Source organism: Virgisporangium aurantiacum (assembly GCF_016863635.1).
In the GTDB taxonomy this organism is placed as follows: Bacteria; Actinomycetota; Actinomycetes; order Mycobacteriales; family Micromonosporaceae; genus Virgisporangium; species Virgisporangium aurantiacum.
In genome coordinates this window covers 1-15987 of sequence record NZ_BOPG01000097.1, presented here as the reverse complement: position 1 = coordinate 15987, position 15987 = coordinate 1, and the positions used below count along the sequence as shown (strand labels likewise).

Genomic DNA, 15987 nt, shown 5'->3' with positions numbered 1-15987 from the left:
GAGGACGACGGTCCAGGTGTTGGTGCCGGTGACGGTGACCTCGGTGTTGAACCGGTCCGACCATCGGGTGCCGTCGCGCACCGTCGCGGTACAACTCCCGCCCGACGGAGGCGCGGACGACGGCGGCGCCGACGAGGGAGGAGCGGACGACGACGGCGGCGCGGGCGGGGACGACGGGGACTGGCCCAGGGTCGGGGTCGTCCAGTCTCGCCACTGGGACAGGTTGCCGAGCGCCTTGGCCGCGATCCTGATCGAGCCGGGAGCGTTGCCGGTGTTCAGGAGGAACTTCTGGATGTTCTGCTGCAGCGGGGTCGTCCACTCGGGACGGTTGGAGCAGTGGTTGCCGTTCTGGACGTCGGACCAGTAGGTGATGTTGTCACCCGCGCCGAGAGCCTTGTAGACCTCGGCTCCGCCCAGGGCGGCGACGCTGGCCGACCTGGGGCCGAGGTTGGCGATGTGCGGGTTGTCCATGATGAACAGGCCGCGCGGCGCGACCATGGCCACCATTTCGTGCGTGTCGACCGGGAGACCGTTCGGGTTGCCGGTGAAGGAGCCGAACGCGTCGCCGAACCAGGGCTGTTCCCCGTAGGCGCTGCTGAGGGTCTGGCCGCCTTCGGCGTTGACACCGCGGAAGATCGGAACACCGGCGGTACCCGACTCGATCGGCATGGTCAGGGCGATGCGCTGGTCGAAGACCCCCGCGACGAAGGCGCCCTTGCCGAACCGCGAACATCCGGTGACACCCATCGCGTTCGCTTTGAGGACCGACCCGCCGGACTGTGCGATGACGTCGATGATGCGACTGACTCCCCAGCCCCAGGCCTGGAGCAGACCGGTGGTGCTCGTCGAGCCGTACAGGGTGTAGAACGCGCCCTGCTTGTTGGCCCGCCCTGTTCCTTCCCTGCCGACGGTGTAGGGGTCGTAGTTGATGACGGCCGCGCCGGCGGCCCGGATGGTGGCCGTGTCGGCGCCGAATCCGCCGTAGACGACGACCGCCGGGAAGGGTCCGGTTCCGCTGGGCAGGCTGACGCTGGCCGAGAAGCTGGCGCTGCGGCCGCCTTCGCTCACGTTGACGGTGATGTTGGTGCTCGAGACGGTGCCGCTCACGGTGGCGGGTTTCGCGGGTTTGGTGCCGTAGACGTCCCGCTCGGCCAGCTTCTTGATCTCCTCACGGCGGCACCGCCAGTCTGCGGTGGTGGAGATGCGCGTGCCGTTCAGCCTTGTGAAGGGGTCGGGGAGCTTGGCGTTGGACGGCGTTGTGGCGGGCAGGGTCACCGGACAGTCGGCGCCTTCGTCTTCGACCGGTGACGCGAAGGCCGCGGCGGCCCCCGGGCCGCTGATCACGGCGTTAACGGCGCCGCCAAACGCGAGTGCCGCCACTGCAACGACGAGGATCGTCGAACGGACATTGGGTCTCACCAGGCTTCTCCTTTCGGGTTGTGGCACGGAGGTCAGGCGGCCGTGCAGGATCGGACGGTTGGGCGGGTGAAGTTGCCGTTGGCCAGGACGGTGATGCCGAAGACGTTGCCGTTGCCGTTGGGTCTGAGGGTCACGGTCCGCGTGGCGGCGTCATAGGTGTAGGTGCTGTTCCACGTCGAGGACACCGTCTGCGGTGAGGTCAGGGCCAACACGACGGTCCAGGTGTTGGTTCCGCTGACCGTCACCTCGGAGTTGAACCGGTCGGACCATCGCGTGCCGTCGCGCACCGTCGCGGAACAGGTTCCACCTGACGGTGGCGACGACGACGAGGGCGACCCGGACGACGGTGGGACGGTCGGTCCGCCGGCGTTGAGAGCGTTCAGCGTCGACGTGTAGGCCGCCTTCTTGTTTCCGTTGTTGTCGAACAGGAGCGGGTTCTGGCCGGTACGCCAGGAATCGCTGTCACGGATTCCCCAGACGGTGAGGCCGGTGCAGCGGGCCACGGCCATGCACGACCGCACGACGCTGGCGTAGACGTTGGCCTGGTTGGATCCGGAGATGTCGAGTTCGGTGATCTGTACGTCGACGCCGAGGTTGGCGAAGCGTTGCAGGTTGGCCTGGTAGTCACCGGGTACCGAGTTGGTCAGATGTGACTGGAAGCCAACACAGTCGATCGGTACACCGCGGGCCTTGAAGTCGGCGACCATGTTGTAGATACCGGTCGACTTCGCGTTGACACCGTCGGTGTTGTAGTCGTTGTAGCAGAGCTTCGCGCCCGGGTCGGCGGCGCGGGCGGTACGGAACGCGACCTCGATCCAGTCGTTGCCGGTGCGTTGCAGGTTCGAGTCGCGTCGCCCGCCGCCGTTGCCGTCGGCGAACGCCTCGTTGACCACGTCCCAGGCGTAGAGCCTGCCCCGGTAGTGGGTGGCGACCTGGGTGATGTGATTGACCATCGCGTTGCGCAACGCACTGCCGGACATACCCTGCGCCCAGCCCGGCTGCTGATTGTGCCACGCGAGCGCGTGACCGCGGACCCGCGAGCCGTTGCCGACGGCCTGGTTGAGGATGCGGTCACCGTTGGCGTAGTTGAAGGATCCCTGGGACGGCTCGGTGGCGTCCCACTTCATCTCGTTCTCGGCGGTGACCCTGTTGAATTCGCGGTTGAGGATGCCCACATAGGTGGAGTCACCGAGTTTGCCCACCGACACGGCCGTGCCGAAGTAACGGCCCGTTTCCGCGGCCGACGCGCCCAGCGTCGTGCCGGCGCTGGCCGGGCCCGGCAGGGTCAACGCCACCGCGGCGGCGACGGAACCGGCGCCCACCGTCAGGGCGAGTCCCCCGAGGCGTCTGAGTTTGGTCATGATTGCTGCCTTTCGGCTCGTTGGCGGCGGCCGTGAACGGGTCGTGCGCCGTGCTCGGTCAGCCGACGCTGCAGCTGACGCTCGGTCTGGCGGTGCTGTTGCCGTTGAACATCGTGGTGAAGCCGAACGAGTCGCCACTGCCGTTGGGCCGGGCCGTCATCACATAGCCGCCGCCGCTGAAGGTGACGTCCGCGCTCCAGGTCGTGCTGACCCGCTGGGGCGCGGTGAGGGTCACCGTGACAATCCAGTTGCTGGCACCGGAGACGTTGACGGTGGTGTTATAGCGGTCGCCGAACACGGTGCCCGGCACCGTGGTCGCGGTGCAGGACCCGGCCGGCGGCGAGCTCGACGCACTGGACGACGGCGACGCTGGAGGCGATGACGACGGCGGCGTGCTGTCGCCGGTGATCCGGTACGTCACCAGCGAACGGGCGGGCACGGTGGCGGTGAACGTGCCGCCGCCGACGCCGACCGGGGCCTGCGCCGTCATGCTGCTCGACGTGTTGGTGAGGTACGGCGTGGCGGTCCCGGTGGTGACGCCGGTGTTCTGCAGCGCGTACGACACCGACGTGGCGGTGCTCGCGGCGTTGAGGGCGACGACGATCACGGAGCCGTCGGTGTTGCGGTACGCGGACAGTCGCAGGTTGCCGTCGGAGGTGTTGGCCCCGATGCGGGTGGCACCCGGGCGGATGTAGCGGCTGTAGGCGGCCATGGCCCACAGGCGCTTGGAGACGCTGTAGTTGGTGCCGTCCCCTTGGATGAACGCGGCGGTACCGGCGCTGGAGATGCCGTACCAGTAGATGTAGGCGTTGACGTTGCCACCGGTGAGCGCGGTGTGGATCTTCTGCGCCACGGCGATCCCGTCGGTGGCGCCGCCGTTGTCCCAGTTCGTGTTCCACGCCGTGCTGCTCGGCGCCCATTCCGACATCCAGGTGTGCCGGCCACCCGAGGCCAGCGGCGAGGTGGGGTCGGAGCCGTAGGAGTGCCCGGTGTGGGTGCTGACCCACCGGGCGGCTTCGCCGTCGGCCAGGATCGCCGCCGAGTAGGGGCGCTGACCGTCCCAGCCCACGGCGTCACAGCAGACGGTCTTGAACCCGGCGGCGTCCGCGACCGGGCCGAGCACCTTGGCGAACTCGGCGGCCTGGGCCGGGGTGAACCGCATCGACGAGTACGAGGTCGTGTAGTTGGGCTCGTTGGTGAACCCGATCTCGTTGATCCCGATGCCCTCCTGGCCGTAGTACTTCGCGTACTGGACCAGGTAGTTCGCGTACGCCCGGCGCCAGTCGCCGCTGGCGCAGGAGGCGCCGGCCAGGCCGCACAGCGTGCCGCCGTTGTTCTCGGCTCCGTTGGTCTTCATGTACCCCGGCGCGCTCCACGCGTCGGCGTAGAACCGCGAGACGCCGTAGCCCTGGACCTTCTTCGCCAGCCACACCTGCGAGTCGTCGTCACCGTTCCACACGTACCGGGGTGCGGCATTCGGCCCGCCCGGGTTCGTCGGCTGGATCGAACTGCTGGTGGAGCTGATGCCCAGCCGCAGGATGCTGGACCCGGCGCCGGTGGTCGGGCTGTACAACAGGTCGAGCACCTGCTGCTGGTTGGACTCGGACATGCTGCGGATGAGGCCGGCCCGGCCGAACGCCGAGGAGAACCCGAACCCGTCGATCGACTGGTACGAGGTTGCGCCGTTGATGCTCGCCGACGAGGCGGCCCACGCGCCGGGCTGGCCGACGCCGGTGACGCCGGTGGACACAGCGGTGGCCGCGACGACCGTCAACCCGGCTCCCACGGCGATCGACCACGGTCTGGAAATGTTCGCACGACATGGACTCCTGTCGGATGGACCTGCCGGGCGCACGCGGCGCATCGACCCCAACCTATGTAGACGCGAGGCTCCCAGACACGATCGGAAATGACAAGGAAACATTTCCGCGATGCGGATCTCATCTGATCTCGGGTTGACGCGCCCGACCATCCCGGCACTTCGCCAGGAGCGTTGAAGGGCAAGGCTTATACGACGAGAAGTCGACGGAACCGAAACTGAAGACTCCCGGAAAGTTTCTGAACATTCGTCGAGGCGCGTCCACTCGAAAAGGTGGGACCGGCCCTTAGACTGTCGTCCATGGATCCCGCGAGTCCCGGTGCCAAGAACGGCCGGCGCCGCCGCAACGAGGTCACCGTCGCGACCATCGCCCAGCTCGCCGGCGTCACCCCGCCTACGGTGTCGAAGGTTCTCAACGGACGGTCCGGCATCGCCGTCGAGACCCGCGACCGGATCGAGGCGCTCCTGCGCGAGCACGGCTACCGGCGCACCGAAACGGCAACCGCCTCCCCGAGCGTCGAGGTGGCGTTCTACGGACTGGAGAGCTATCTCGCGATGGGCATCCTGCGCGGTGTCGAGCAGGCCGTGCGCGACCACGGCTACGCCGTCGGTTTCACCGACCTGCAGGCGCCCGTGCCGGCGGGGCGCCGCGCCGCCGACCGGCTGCTCGCCCGCCGGCCCACCGGCATCATCGCCGTCAACTCCGTGTTCCGGGCCCGGCAGTACGAACAACTCACCGCCAGCGGCATCCCGATGGTGGTTCTCGACCCGACCGGCGAGCCGATCCACTCGATCCCGTCGGTCGGGGCGGCCAACTGGAGCGGCGGCATCAGCGCGACGCGCCACCTTCTCGACCTCGGCCACCGACGGATCGGCGTGATCACCGGACCGATGGACTACCTCTGCGCCCGGGCCCGGCTCGACGCGTGCCGGGGCGTGCTCGATGCCGCCGGCCTCCCGCTCGACCCCGCCCTCGTGCGGCACGGCCGATTCCACTTCGACGACGGGCTCGAACTGGGCCGGCAGCTGCTCGAGCTACCGGAACCCCCGACCGCGATCCTGTGCGGCGACGATCTGCAGGCCCTCGGCGTCTACGAGGCCGCCCGCCGGATCGGCGTCCGCATCCCCGACCGGCTCAGCGTCGTCGGCTTCGACGACATCGAGATCACCAAATGGTGCGGCCCGCCGATGACCACCGTGCGGCAACCGTTCTTCGAGATGGGTGCCACCGCTGCCCGGATGGTGCTCCAACTGGCAGTCGGCGAGGCCGTCGAGCCGGCCCGGGTCGAGGTAGCCACCCAACTCGTCGTCCGAGCGAGCACCGCCGCACCTACGGCTCGGCCCGTCAGACCGGTGCGAGGTGGGGCGTGATGTCTTCGACGAGGAGGGTGCGTAGGTCGTCGACGGTGGGTGTGTTCTGCGAGCGGAGTCGGGTGGCTTGCCGGGTGATGGACAGGTCGAGTAGTTGCCGGGCGTAGCGGCCGTTTCCGAAGGATCGGTCGACGGGTACGGCTTCGAAGTGGGCGCGGAGTGCGACGAGGGTGCCGCCGGGGCATTCGTAGCCGCTAGCGGTGGCGAGGCCGACGAATATCGCCACCAGTTCGTCGGGCGTGTAGTTGGTGAAGTGGATGTGCCGGCTGAACCGCGAGTGCAGGCCGGCGTTCGCGGCCAGGAACTGTTCCATGTCGGCGGAGTAGCCCGCGACGATGACCACGACCTCGTCGCGGTGGTCCTCCATCAGTTTGACGAGGGTGTCGATGGCTTCGCGGCCGAAGTCGTTGCGGGCGTCCGGCGGCGCGAGCGAATACGCCTCGTCGATGAACAGCACGCCGCCGCGGGCGCGTTCGAACGCCTCCCGGGTGCGTTGCGCGGTGTGCCCGATGTACTCCCCGACCAGGTCCGGGCGGGCGACCTCGACCACCTGCCCGCCGGGTAGCACCCCGAGCGCGGCCAGGAGTCTGCCGTACAGCCGGGCCACGGTCGTCTTGCCGGTACCGGGCGGGCCGGAGAAGACCAGGTGCCGCGAGACCGACGGCGTGGGCAGGCCGGCCCTCGCCCGTACCCCGATGTTGGCCAGCAGGTCGATCAGCTCGGCGACCTCCCGCTTGACCGCACTCAACCCGATCATCGTGTGCAGCGTCGCCAGGAGACTGTCGACCTCGCTACTCGTCGAGGTGTCGGCGAGTGCGGGTGCGGTTCCGAGGTCCTGCGGCAGCAGTTGGGCCAGCTCGACGCCGGAGGTCTCACCGGCCTGCGCGAGCCGGAACGCCTGCCGGCCGATCATTTCCTCGAACACCCTGCGTGCCTCGCGCGCGTTACCGAACGACTCGTTGCGCGGCATCGACTCGAACAGCTCGGTCAGCGCGAGCCGGGTGTCGTACTCCAACGCGTAATGGTGGCGGCGGCACAGCCGCTCCACAATGGTCACCAGTTCCTCGCTGGCATAGCTGTCGAACTCCAACGTCCGGGCGAACCGCGACGCGAGGCCGGGGTTGCCCGACAGGAAACCGCGCATCTGCGCCGAGTACCCCGCCACGATGACGACGACCTCGTCGCGGTGGTCCTCCATCAACTTCACGATCGTGTCCAACGCTTCGCGGCCGAAGTCGTGCCCGGACCCGGACTCCACCGGGGTCAGCGCGTACGCCTCGTCGATGAACAACACACCACCGATCGCCTCGGTGAACTTCTGCGTCGTCTTCACCGCCGTGCCGCCGATGTGTTCGGCGACCAGGTCGGCGCGGGACACCTCGACCAGCTGACCCGAACGCAGCACCCCGAGCGCGGCCAGGATCTCACCGTAGAGCCGCGCCACGGTCGTCTTCCCCGTACCCGGCGCCCCGGCGAACACCATGTGCCGCGACAGCGGCGGCTGCGGCAACCCCATCGCCGCCCGCCGCTGGCCGATGCGGTGCAACCCGACGAGTGTCGCCACCTCGTGCTTGACCCGACCCAACCCGACCAGCCCGTCCAGCTCCGCCAGCAGCAGCGCGGTCCGATCCTCCTCCTGGTCGGGCCCGCCGGCGGCCGGCGGCCGCACGGTCGACGAATCCTGGGGGGCGGGCTGCGCCTCATCCCCCGCGCGGACGGGAGTTTCCGGCCCGGCCGGGCCGATGGTCGGGGGTTCGGACGGCCCGCCGGCCGGCGTTTCGGGTGCGCCGCCGGCAGGTGCGTGCGGAGGACCGGCGGGTGCACCGGAGTCGACGGCGGATACCGGCGGTGCCGGGCCGGCCGGCGGCGTGGCACGGTCGCGCCCGTTGTCGCGGACCGTGCTGTCGACAGCCGGCACCGATCCGTCCGCGATGAGCCCGGTCCCGGCGTTGCCGGTGATCTCGCACCGGACCAGCCGGCCGCGCGCGCCGGCGGCGAACCGCACCCCGACGCCCGCTCCGTCACGAACCCGGCTGTCCTCGACGGTCGCGGTCGCCCCGGCGGCGACGCTGATGCCAGCCGCCTTGGCACCGGACAGGTCGCAGCCGGCCATGGTCAACCGGCCACCGCTGACGCTCACGCACCTTTCACCGCCCCGGATCCGGACGTCGGTCACCGTGAGCCCGCCACCGTCAAGGGCGATACCCGTACCGGATTGCTCCACGGTGGATTCCGACAGGGTCGGTCGGCCGTCGCCGGCCGCGTGCAGTCCGGCGTCGGCGCAGTCGCGGATGGTGACGCCGGCGATCGCCGGCGATGCGTTGCCGCGGATCGCGATGCCGGTCCGGCCACTGTCGATGCCCACACCGTCGACCGTGGCCGTGGAGTCCCCGTCGAGCAGAACGGTCACCGCCCCGGCCCCGGTGAACCGGCCACCACGGAACTCCGGCCGGCTCGTGCCACCGACCGCCACGACGACCGGGCCGGCGCCGTCGACAACGCAGTCGACAAAGGACCCGGCCGCGTCCTCGTGGATCAGGATCGCGTGGCCGGCCGCCTCGGCGATCGTGCAGCCGTGCACCTGCGGCCTGGCCGTACCGGACACCACCACGGCGTGGCTGTCGATCGCACGCAACGTGCAGCCGGCCAGCCGTGGCGTGCCACCGGTGGCGACGAAGCCCGGGCCGGTGGTGTCCTCGATAGTGCAGTCGACGGTCTGCAGCGCGCCGTCGTCCTCCACCGCGATCCCCGGGCCGGCCGTCGCGCGGATCGCGCAGCCGGTCACGGCACCGTGCCCCCCGGCGGTGCAGAGGATCCCCGGACCGTCCGCATCGGACACCAGACACCCGCGTAGGACCGGGTCGGCCCGCCCGGCGATGACCACACCGGCACCGGCGGTGTCCCGCACACCCACCAGCGACAGCGTCCCGCCCGACATGCCGTCGAAGAACACGCCCGCCCCACCGGCATTTGTCACCATGCAGTCCTGCATGTCCAACCGACCCGCCGGGGCGTGCACCGCGACCACGCCATCGGCTCGAACGTCGCACTCGGCCAGCCGCAACGTGCCCGCGCCGACCTGGACGGCCGGATATTCGGCGCTGCCGCCGACGATGGTGATCCCGCGCAGGCTGACCGACGGACCGGCGGCAAACACCGCCACGCCACCGGGCGCGCGCAGCGTGACGGTGCCCGGCCGTCCTCGGCGACCAGAGCGACCTCGCCGACCACGTGCAGGGTCTCCTCATACACGCCGGGTTGGACCACGATCGTGGCACCCGGCCCGGCAGCCGCGATCGCATCGGCGATCCGCGGCAACCCCGTCGGGTCGTCGCGGCTGACCGACAGAATGCTTGCGGTCATGATCACAGTCCTCCATGTTCGACGGTCGTATCGGTGCGGGTGAACGGGTTACCACCGGCGTCCAGGCCCGGCACGAACGGCAGGTGCCCGCGCCGCTCCCGCCCGGCGGGCCGATCGAGGGCGGCGCGCAGCCGCGTGGTCAGGTCCTCGTCGATCCCGGGCCGGTCGACCTGCGGCCCGGTGCGGTCGCGCAGCAGCACCCGCACCGGAGCGTCCGCACCGGTCGGCCGGTCGACGGCCAGCACCACGAACCTGCCGCCCGGACCGAACATGACCGCCGCCGGCCGCTCCGGGCTCAGGCCACCGAGCCGGTGGGCGCTGACCGACCAGATCACGTACTCCACCGGCACCCCATCGGGTGCCGCCCGCACCAGGTCGGCGTCGAGGAAACCCGGCTCGGCCAGTTCACTGCCGGGCCGCAGTTCGCCGGGGTCGATATCGCCCGACGCGAACACCGGACCGAAGACGGCCGGCAGCCGACCCAGACCGGCGGCGGCGCCACGGGCGAGCAGGAAATCCCGCACGACACCCGAACCGGTACGCAACGCCCCATTGACCACGTCACGCTCATCAACATCGAACACCCGCAACGCCACCAGGTCGGTGACAAGATCGACCGACGGCCGGCCGGCGTGCAGCCCGGGCTCCTCGGCGATCGTGCGGCCGACGGCGCGAGCGTGGGTGTCGTAACGCTGCTGGATCGCCCGGCGCAGGAGCGTCCGCTCCTCGGCCCCCCAGTCCGTGCCCGCAATCCAGACCGGACGGGCCGGCTCCGCCGGTGTCTCCTCCGGCGGCGGGTCGGGCCCGGGATCCGATAGACCAGTGCCACCGTCGACGCTTTCCGACTCGTTCGTGCCGGGGCCGGTGGCGGGAGCCCGTGGCGGTGGCGGTGCCTCCACACCGGTCCAGCGGCCGGTCCAGCGGGCGGCGTCGAGGGTGTGCGCGTGAGCCCCGTTCAACCTCGTCACCGCCACCGGGTACGGCTCGTGGTCCGCCCGGGCGGCGGCGACGACCGCGGCCCGCCCGTGGACGCGGGCGGCGCCCGGCGGCGTCGCGACCGCGGGGTCGATCGGGTGGGCGGCAACGGTCGGACCGACCGGCGTGCCGCAACCAACCGGGACAGTGTCGCCGACGCCCACGACGCCGCGGTCCGGCGCCCACCACCGGATCTCCCCAGTCGTGTTCAGACGGCCGCCGGCCAGCTCGACCGGGCCGTCGGACGCCGTCACCACAACGCCCAGCGCGTCGGTCAGCGCTCCGTACAGCAGATCGGCGGCCGGCCCGACCGGGATCAGGCCGTGCGGCACCACCAGCACCGGCTCGTCGCGTCCGGCATCCGCACCGGCGGCGGACCGCGCGGCCGCGACCGCCCTGGCCACCACGGACGGCGGTGTCAGCCGGCCGTCGATGCGGAACCCGCCGGCATCGACCTCGATCTCGACGATGAACGCGCCGGGCACCGGATGTTCGGTCAGCACCGGCTCGGGTAGGAAGCTCCACCCGGCCGGGAGCCGGGCGCCGATCATGTCGGTTCGGGTATCCAACACCGTTCTCCCTCTCGACGACGCCAATCGGCTGGACCTGTCACAACGGATGGGACCGGGCCGGAGTTCACGACGAGACGGCGATGACCGCTCGGCGGACCACGGTGTCGTCGACGTCGGGAGCCTGGGTGCCGGCGCCCCAGACGTGCTCCGCAAACTCACGGTCCATAACGGAGAGTGAGTCGGGCCAGACCCAGGTGTCATCGGTACGGATCATCGGTGGCCCGGTCGGCCAGGGCCACCGGTAGGGATCGGCTGAGCCGAATCGCTGCATCGACCGGTGCGGCAATGTCAGGCGCGGCCGGCTGGGGGCATGCTGGTGTCGTTGTTTCGATGGTGGCTCGATCCGAAGGGAACCGCGTGACGCCGATGCGCTCGTTCCGGTCTGTTGGTGGCGGTGTGCTGGCTGTCCTGTTCGACACGTTCGGGACCGTCGTCGACTGGCGTTCCGGAGTCAGCGCGGCCGTTCACCGGGTCGGGATGGCGCGAGGCGTCGAGGTGGACGCGGTGGCGTTCGCCGACGCTTGGCGGGCGAAGTACGAGCCGTCGATGAAACCGGTCCGTGATGGGCGTCGGCCGTTCGTCACCTTGACCGAACTGCACCGGGAGAACCTGACCGCGACGATGGCCGAGTTCGGGCTGGAGTTGCCACCGGATGAGGTCGACGATCTCAACCATGCGTGGGAGCGGCTTCCGCCGTGGCCGGACAGCGTCGAAGGGCTGACGTTGCTGAGAGAGCGGCACATCGTCGGTCCGCTGTCCAACGGCGACCTGGGGCTGCTGACACGGATGGCGAAGCGTGCGGGTCTGCCGTGGGATGTGATCATCGGCTCGGATGTGACCCACCGGTACAAGCCGCAGCCCGAGGCGTATCTGCGCGCTGCGGCCTTTCTCGACCTCGAGCCGGCGCAGGTGATGCTAGCCGCCGCCCACAACGACGACCTCGCCGCGGCCCGGCGGTGCGGCTTGTCGACGGCGTTCATCCCGCGCCCGACCGAGCACGGGCCGGGACAGAGCCGCGACCTGCAACCCAGTTCCGATTGGAATGTCGTTGCTACGGACGTGATCGATCTCGCACACCAGTTGAACGCGCGAACCTAGCTGCGGCCCGGCCTCCTGGACTGGCACTCGTTCGCCCGTGTCGGCAACGGTATCCCGGCTTCCATGGGCTCAGTCGCCTCCGCTCGCCGTCCGCAGATGCTGCAGACCACCAGCCCGGTGAGGAGATAGCGCCGTGACCGCCCGTCCACCGGCGACGGGACGGCGCTGATCGACCCCGGACGGAGTCGGCCCTCGCTCACCAGCGGCGGATGCACGATCGGTTGGAGATCACCCACTGGACCTTGAGCCATTTCCATCGTGACCGCGCTGGTCAGGAGGGGTGACTAGCGAGCTTGATCGATCGAGGTCGACATGGGGAGAGGCTCCCGGTAAGACAGCAGTCGACCAAGATGCCCTTCCCAGGGAGCCTCTCGCATGCCGTCCTACCCGTCGGCGATCTCGTTGTCCACTCGGGCTGCCCGGCTCGACCCACGACCTGACCGCCGCCCGCGAGCACGGCATCATCGACGCCCTCACCAACGAGGGTGTGATGACATTCGCGGACAAGGCATATCAGGGCGCCGGCGGGACCGTGCGCACCCCGCCACAAACGCCACCATCCGCAGCCGCCGCTGTCACGCAACCAGAAGGCCGTCAACCGATCCCACGCCAAGATCCGAGCCCTCGGCGAGCGCGCCAACGCCACCCTCAAGACCTGGAAAGTCCTGGCCAGACTGCACTGCTGCTCACAACGAGCCACCGCCATCCTCGCCGCGATCCTCGTCCTCCAACTCATCGAGGAGCAACGCCAGCCACGATGAAAAGGCTCAATGCAACCCGTTCTCGCGTTCGCCGGCTGGGAGGTCGAGACCGTCCACCTCGACCGTGGGTCCAGCCTCCGCGACTGGATCGAGGTGCGCGGCGGCGGCGAGGTTGCCTACTGCGCGACCGCCGCTGAGCTGCAGCGGCTGCTGTCCCGGCACGGTCTTGATCTGGCGACCTTCGCCGAGGTCGACACGATCGACGACAGCCGCGAATGACGTCACTCACGGGCGGGGCCGTGCCGGACCTGATCCGGCCGATGCTCGCCGCCCCGGTCCGTTGCCGGCCGCACCGGGGTGGGCGTACGAGTTCACGGTTCGACGGCGTCCGCGCCGTCACCTACATCCGGGCCGGCCGGGTTCGGGTTCTGAGTCGCAACCACAACGGCGTGACGACCACCTACCTGGAGCTCGCCGAGACGGCGCACCTGCTCGGCGACCGCCGCGCCGTCGTGGACGGCGAGATCGTCGCGCTCGAGACCGGCGATGTTCCCTCGTTCGCGCGGCTGCAGAACCGCATGCTTCTCTGCACCTTCATGATCTTGAATGTTGCACCGTCGAGAGGCGTTCGACAGTACTGGTCCGGTGGTCAGAGATCGTCAAAGCTGATTTCGCGCATCGTGCCGTCGGGGCCAGCCTGGAACAACCGTGGCGGTCCCATAGTGCGCAGCGCCTCTTCGTAGGCGGCTTCGCGGGCGGCCTGTTCCTGACCGGTGGGGTCGGTGACTCGGAACCCGTGGAGGTGAACGGCTTCGGTGTCGATGTCGTCTGGGTGGGGAGAGCCTTCGATGATGAAGCCGAAGAGTGCTCGTAGCGCGTCCTCGCCGAGTTCGAGGGGGTGGAACGGCAGCGGGTAGGGCTCCTGGTCTGGCCAGCCGGGCTCGGGTTCGACTGGGTGTTCGCCGGCCCAGTACGGCCGTTCGAAGTCGAAGGGCTCGCCGATGTTCTCCATGATGCCGGAGTCCGGGGACAGGCTGAGCGACCGGACGAGGACGCCGTCTTCCCAGACGGCGAAGCACAGCCAGTCGACCACCGAGTGCATCCCGTGCATGATGATCCGCCGGCCCGCGCCGGCCTTGCGCAGGTATTCGGGCAGTTGCGACGGGCGATCGAGAATGAGCCTGCCGTTGCAGAGCAGTTCGGCCCCGGCCAGGACGGTGACATATGTGATGTCGTCCGGCGGGTTGGTGTCGTCGAACAGGGTGCCGTCGCCGATGGGCGTCACGTCATATCCGGGATGGACCTCCCGGACCAGCTCCTCGGCCTCGGTCGGGTCGCAACGAGTGGCGCCGAGCAACGCCGGGCGCAGGTCGCCGTCGGTAAAGGCGAGCAGCGCGGTCTTGGCACCCATTCCCGTTCCTTTGGCTGTCAGCAGCGGAGAATGCCGGCACCGTACCGGATGATGACCATGACGTCGACGGCAGTCGGCCTCGACTTGGCGTGGCTGTGGTGATCTCGTCCGCGAATCACGGTTGTAGGGTCGTTGTCCGGTTCACCACCGTCGGAAGGCCAAGGGTGACGCTGGGCCGTGCCCGCAGCCGGCGCGCCTGTTCCCGCTTGTCGCGGAGGAACGTCAGCGTGAGCTGGAGCTGGGGGTTCATCCCTTCGTACGCACAGAATCGTCACCGGTCTGAACTACGGACACACGGTTCAAACCCTTCGTCGTCTTCGTCAAACGTTATTCGAATACAGGCATTAGCCAAACTGAAGCAAGATGGTCCTTGACTACTCCAATCAAGACACCGGAAGCGACTTCAGAGAGTTCATCCTCGGGACCCGAGTCAGCCGATACACGAACCCAACCCGTAGTCGGATCGTAAACCGTGTTCCACTCTCCGAAGTCGGCGATTGGCACGGATGTTCCTGGTGCGTACTCAACTTCAGGACCAATAACGACCGCGCAACCTTCCCAGCTCGGCTGCGGCAGCGCCGCCTCAATCCAACGCGCCTTAGGATGCATACCCCATACGAAAAGCGCACGCCGGGTGGCAACTCCAACTTCGATCTGCAGTGTGCCGATGGATACAGCCGCTAGACCTGACCCACCAGCCCGATCGAGAAGGTCAGCGGCGGAGGCGACGTCGAAGCGAAAGGCGTATTCAGCTCCGGCATAGGCGAGTCTTCCCGCGAGAGGCACACCCGATTCCCTGCGGACTATCATTGTCTAATACCTCGTTGTGAAGTTGAAATGAAGAATTGTATTGGTTCTCGTATCGACGACCAGTTCCCAGGTTCCTGGCTTGTCATGCAAGGCTCCAGGAGTATTCCAGCGCCATGCGCCGGGCACACCGCCAGGGTCCGGTCTCGGCTCACTTCCGCGCATGATCTCCTGCAACAAAATCCTCGATCGCATGAACGGACGGGCAGGAGTGCCTTGTCGAGTGATATCACCAGGTGGTTTTCGACCGTTTGGGAATACTTGAGGTTTCTAGCGTCAATCGCACCAGGTCCACAGTTGCAGCACGCCTTTTTGATCTTGCTAGTGAGGTTGGCCACCCGTTACGCCGGCCGCGATACCGAGGTGGGGAATCATGGCCAGCGCCGATACCACGGCGCCTTCGGTATCGCCGGTTGCAAGAGCGAAGACTACGCTGGCGGCATCGGCGACCTCTCCTACGCCGGGGACGAACCCGATGACGGTCAGGGCGAGTTGAAGCCCTTCGATGCCGGCGGTGTTCGCGACGAGCTGCTTGACGCAGGAGTCGTAGGCGGCGCCAGATCATAGGATCTCCAGGACAGCCTCGGTGGGCGTCATCTTGTCGGAGGCGACGAGTTTCCGGATGTTGTCGCAGTTTTTGTAGGACTGGCAGTAGATGCTGTCGTTGGTGAAGGTTTCTGCGAAGCCTTCTTTTTCGGCCTTGCGGCGGTCTTCGGCGGTGAGGCTTCCGTTGTGGCCGGACCCTCCGAGGCATTCGCCTCTGCGGGGGCCGGGCGGTGGCGAGTGGGATTGGCTGTCTCGGGCGGCCCGGCGGTACTCGTGGATCAGACCGCCGAGAACATCGGTCGAGGGCGCGGTGTGGTCGGGCGCGGTGTTGTGGTGCCGCAGGTATTCCGTCAGCACCTGGTGCCTGCACGCCGGCCGACGCGAACAAACTCGAACCGTGCTACCTAGCGGCCGGAGACCGTTCCCTGATCACCGTCATAAAGGTTGGGTGGTGTCGCCGGATGATGCTCTGGCTGTGAAGTGACGCGTTCAGGTCGGACGCCGGTGGGGCGCATCCTGTGAGCGCGGGCTCGCCCCGAGCCGA

At 68.8% G+C, this 15987-nt stretch carries 12 protein-coding genes and 1 pseudogene; 6 read left to right on the top strand and 7 right to left on the bottom strand.

Annotated features, from left to right (window positions below; translation table 11 throughout):
• The 3 genes from Vau01_RS55125 to Vau01_RS55115 all read right to left on the bottom strand — a co-directional run.
• The coding region (locus Vau01_RS55125) for a glucuronyl esterase domain-containing protein (RefSeq protein ID WP_204010262.1) at positions 1-1419 on the bottom strand (1419 nt) is incomplete at its 3' end.
• A 32-nt stretch (positions 1420-1451) separates the two neighbouring features.
• Complete coding sequence (locus Vau01_RS55120) at positions 1452-2780, bottom strand: glycoside hydrolase family 10 protein (RefSeq protein ID WP_204010247.1); 1329 nt, start codon at positions 2778-2780, stop codon at positions 1452-1454.
• A gap of 58 nt (positions 2781-2838) precedes the next feature.
• Positions 2839-4554 carry a glycoside hydrolase family 30 protein gene (locus tag Vau01_RS55115; RefSeq protein ID WP_204010244.1) on the bottom strand — a complete coding sequence of 572 codons (1716 nt, stop codon included), beginning with the start codon at positions 4552-4554 and terminating at the stop codon, positions 2839-2841.
• Between the two features lie 345 nt (positions 4555-4899).
• On the opposite strand from Vau01_RS55115, the gene Vau01_RS55110 reads away from it, so the two are divergent.
• Positions 4900-5970 (top strand): LacI family DNA-binding transcriptional regulator, encoded by a 1071-nt coding sequence (locus Vau01_RS55110; protein WP_204010242.1) that lies wholly within the window; start codon positions 4900-4902, stop codon positions 5968-5970.
• Here Vau01_RS55110 and Vau01_RS55105 read toward each other — a convergent pair.
• Together Vau01_RS55105 and Vau01_RS55100 are read right to left on the bottom strand one after the other, a co-directional pair.
• Positions 5945-9133: a right-handed parallel beta-helix repeat-containing protein gene (locus Vau01_RS55105; protein ID WP_204010239.1), complete on the bottom strand. Its 3189-nt coding sequence runs from the start codon at positions 9131-9133 to the stop codon at positions 5945-5947. The genes Vau01_RS55110 and Vau01_RS55105 overlap by 26 nt on opposite strands.
• 202 nt (positions 9134-9335) lie before the next feature.
• Positions 9336-10877 carry a hypothetical protein gene (locus tag Vau01_RS55100; RefSeq protein WP_204010223.1) on the bottom strand — a complete coding sequence of 514 codons (1542 nt, stop codon included), beginning with the start codon at positions 10875-10877 and terminating at the stop codon, positions 9336-9338.
• A 288-nt stretch (positions 10878-11165) separates the two neighbouring features.
• Between Vau01_RS55100 and Vau01_RS55095 the strand changes: the two genes are divergently transcribed.
• From Vau01_RS55095 to Vau01_RS55080, 4 genes and pseudogenes are all read left to right on the top strand, one after another.
• The gene (locus Vau01_RS55095) at positions 11166-11978 is read left to right on the top strand and encodes a haloacid dehalogenase type II (protein ID WP_204010220.1); all 813 of its coding nucleotides are present in this window, start codon (positions 11166-11168) and stop codon (positions 11976-11978) included.
• 415 nt (positions 11979-12393) lie between these two features.
• Positions 12394-12739, top strand: a pseudogene (locus Vau01_RS55090) (transposase family protein); the annotation flags it as partial.
• Positions 12740-12748: 9 nt separating this feature from the next.
• Positions 12749-12958 carry a hypothetical protein gene (locus Vau01_RS55085; RefSeq protein WP_204010207.1) on the top strand — a complete coding sequence of 70 codons (210 nt, stop codon included), beginning with the start codon at positions 12749-12751 and terminating at the stop codon, positions 12956-12958.
• 20 nt (positions 12959-12978) lie between these two features.
• Positions 12979-13422 (top strand): ATP-dependent DNA ligase, encoded by a 444-nt coding sequence (locus Vau01_RS55080; protein ID WP_204010204.1) that lies wholly within the window; start codon positions 12979-12981, stop codon positions 13420-13422.
• Here the strand turns inward: Vau01_RS55080 and Vau01_RS55075 are convergent.
• Positions 13329-14090: a DUF6928 family protein gene (locus tag Vau01_RS55075; protein WP_204010202.1), complete on the bottom strand. Its 762-nt coding sequence runs from the start codon at positions 14088-14090 to the stop codon at positions 13329-13331. The genes Vau01_RS55080 and Vau01_RS55075 overlap by 94 nt on opposite strands.
• A gap of 1131 nt (positions 14091-15221) precedes the next feature.
• Between Vau01_RS55075 and Vau01_RS55070 the strand changes: the two genes are divergently transcribed.
• On the top strand, positions 15222-15464 hold the full coding sequence (locus Vau01_RS55070) for a hypothetical protein (RefSeq protein ID WP_204010199.1): 243 nt from the start codon (positions 15222-15224) through the stop codon (positions 15462-15464).
• On the opposite strand, the gene Vau01_RS55065 is transcribed toward Vau01_RS55070, so the two are convergent.
• Entirely contained in the window at positions 15459-15800 is a 342-nt protein-coding gene (locus tag Vau01_RS55065; protein ID WP_204010195.1) for a hypothetical protein, read from the bottom strand. The two genes, Vau01_RS55070 and Vau01_RS55065, sit on opposite strands and share 6 nt — an antisense overlap.
• Between the last annotated feature and the right edge of the window lie 187 nt (positions 15801-15987).

What these genes read in the sequence shown, in the direction of transcription:
- Vau01_RS55120 (WP_204010247.1), bottom strand. Translation starts at nt 2,780, where the DNA reads ATGACCAAACTCAGACGCCTCGGGGGACTCGCCCTGACGGTGGGCGCC.
- Vau01_RS55110 (WP_204010242.1), top strand. Translation starts at nt 4,900, where the DNA reads ATGGATCCCGCGAGTCCCGGTGCCAAGAACGGCCGGCGCCGCCGCAAC.
- Vau01_RS55095 (WP_204010220.1), top strand. Translation starts at nt 11,166, where the DNA reads ATGTCAGGCGCGGCCGGCTGGGGGCATGCTGGTGTCGTTGTTTCGATG.
- Vau01_RS55085 (WP_204010207.1), top strand. Translation starts at nt 12,749, where the DNA reads ATGCAACCCGTTCTCGCGTTCGCCGGCTGGGAGGTCGAGACCGTCCAC.
- Vau01_RS55075 (WP_204010202.1), bottom strand. Translation starts at nt 14,090, where the DNA reads ATGGGTGCCAAGACCGCGCTGCTCGCCTTTACCGACGGCGACCTGCGC.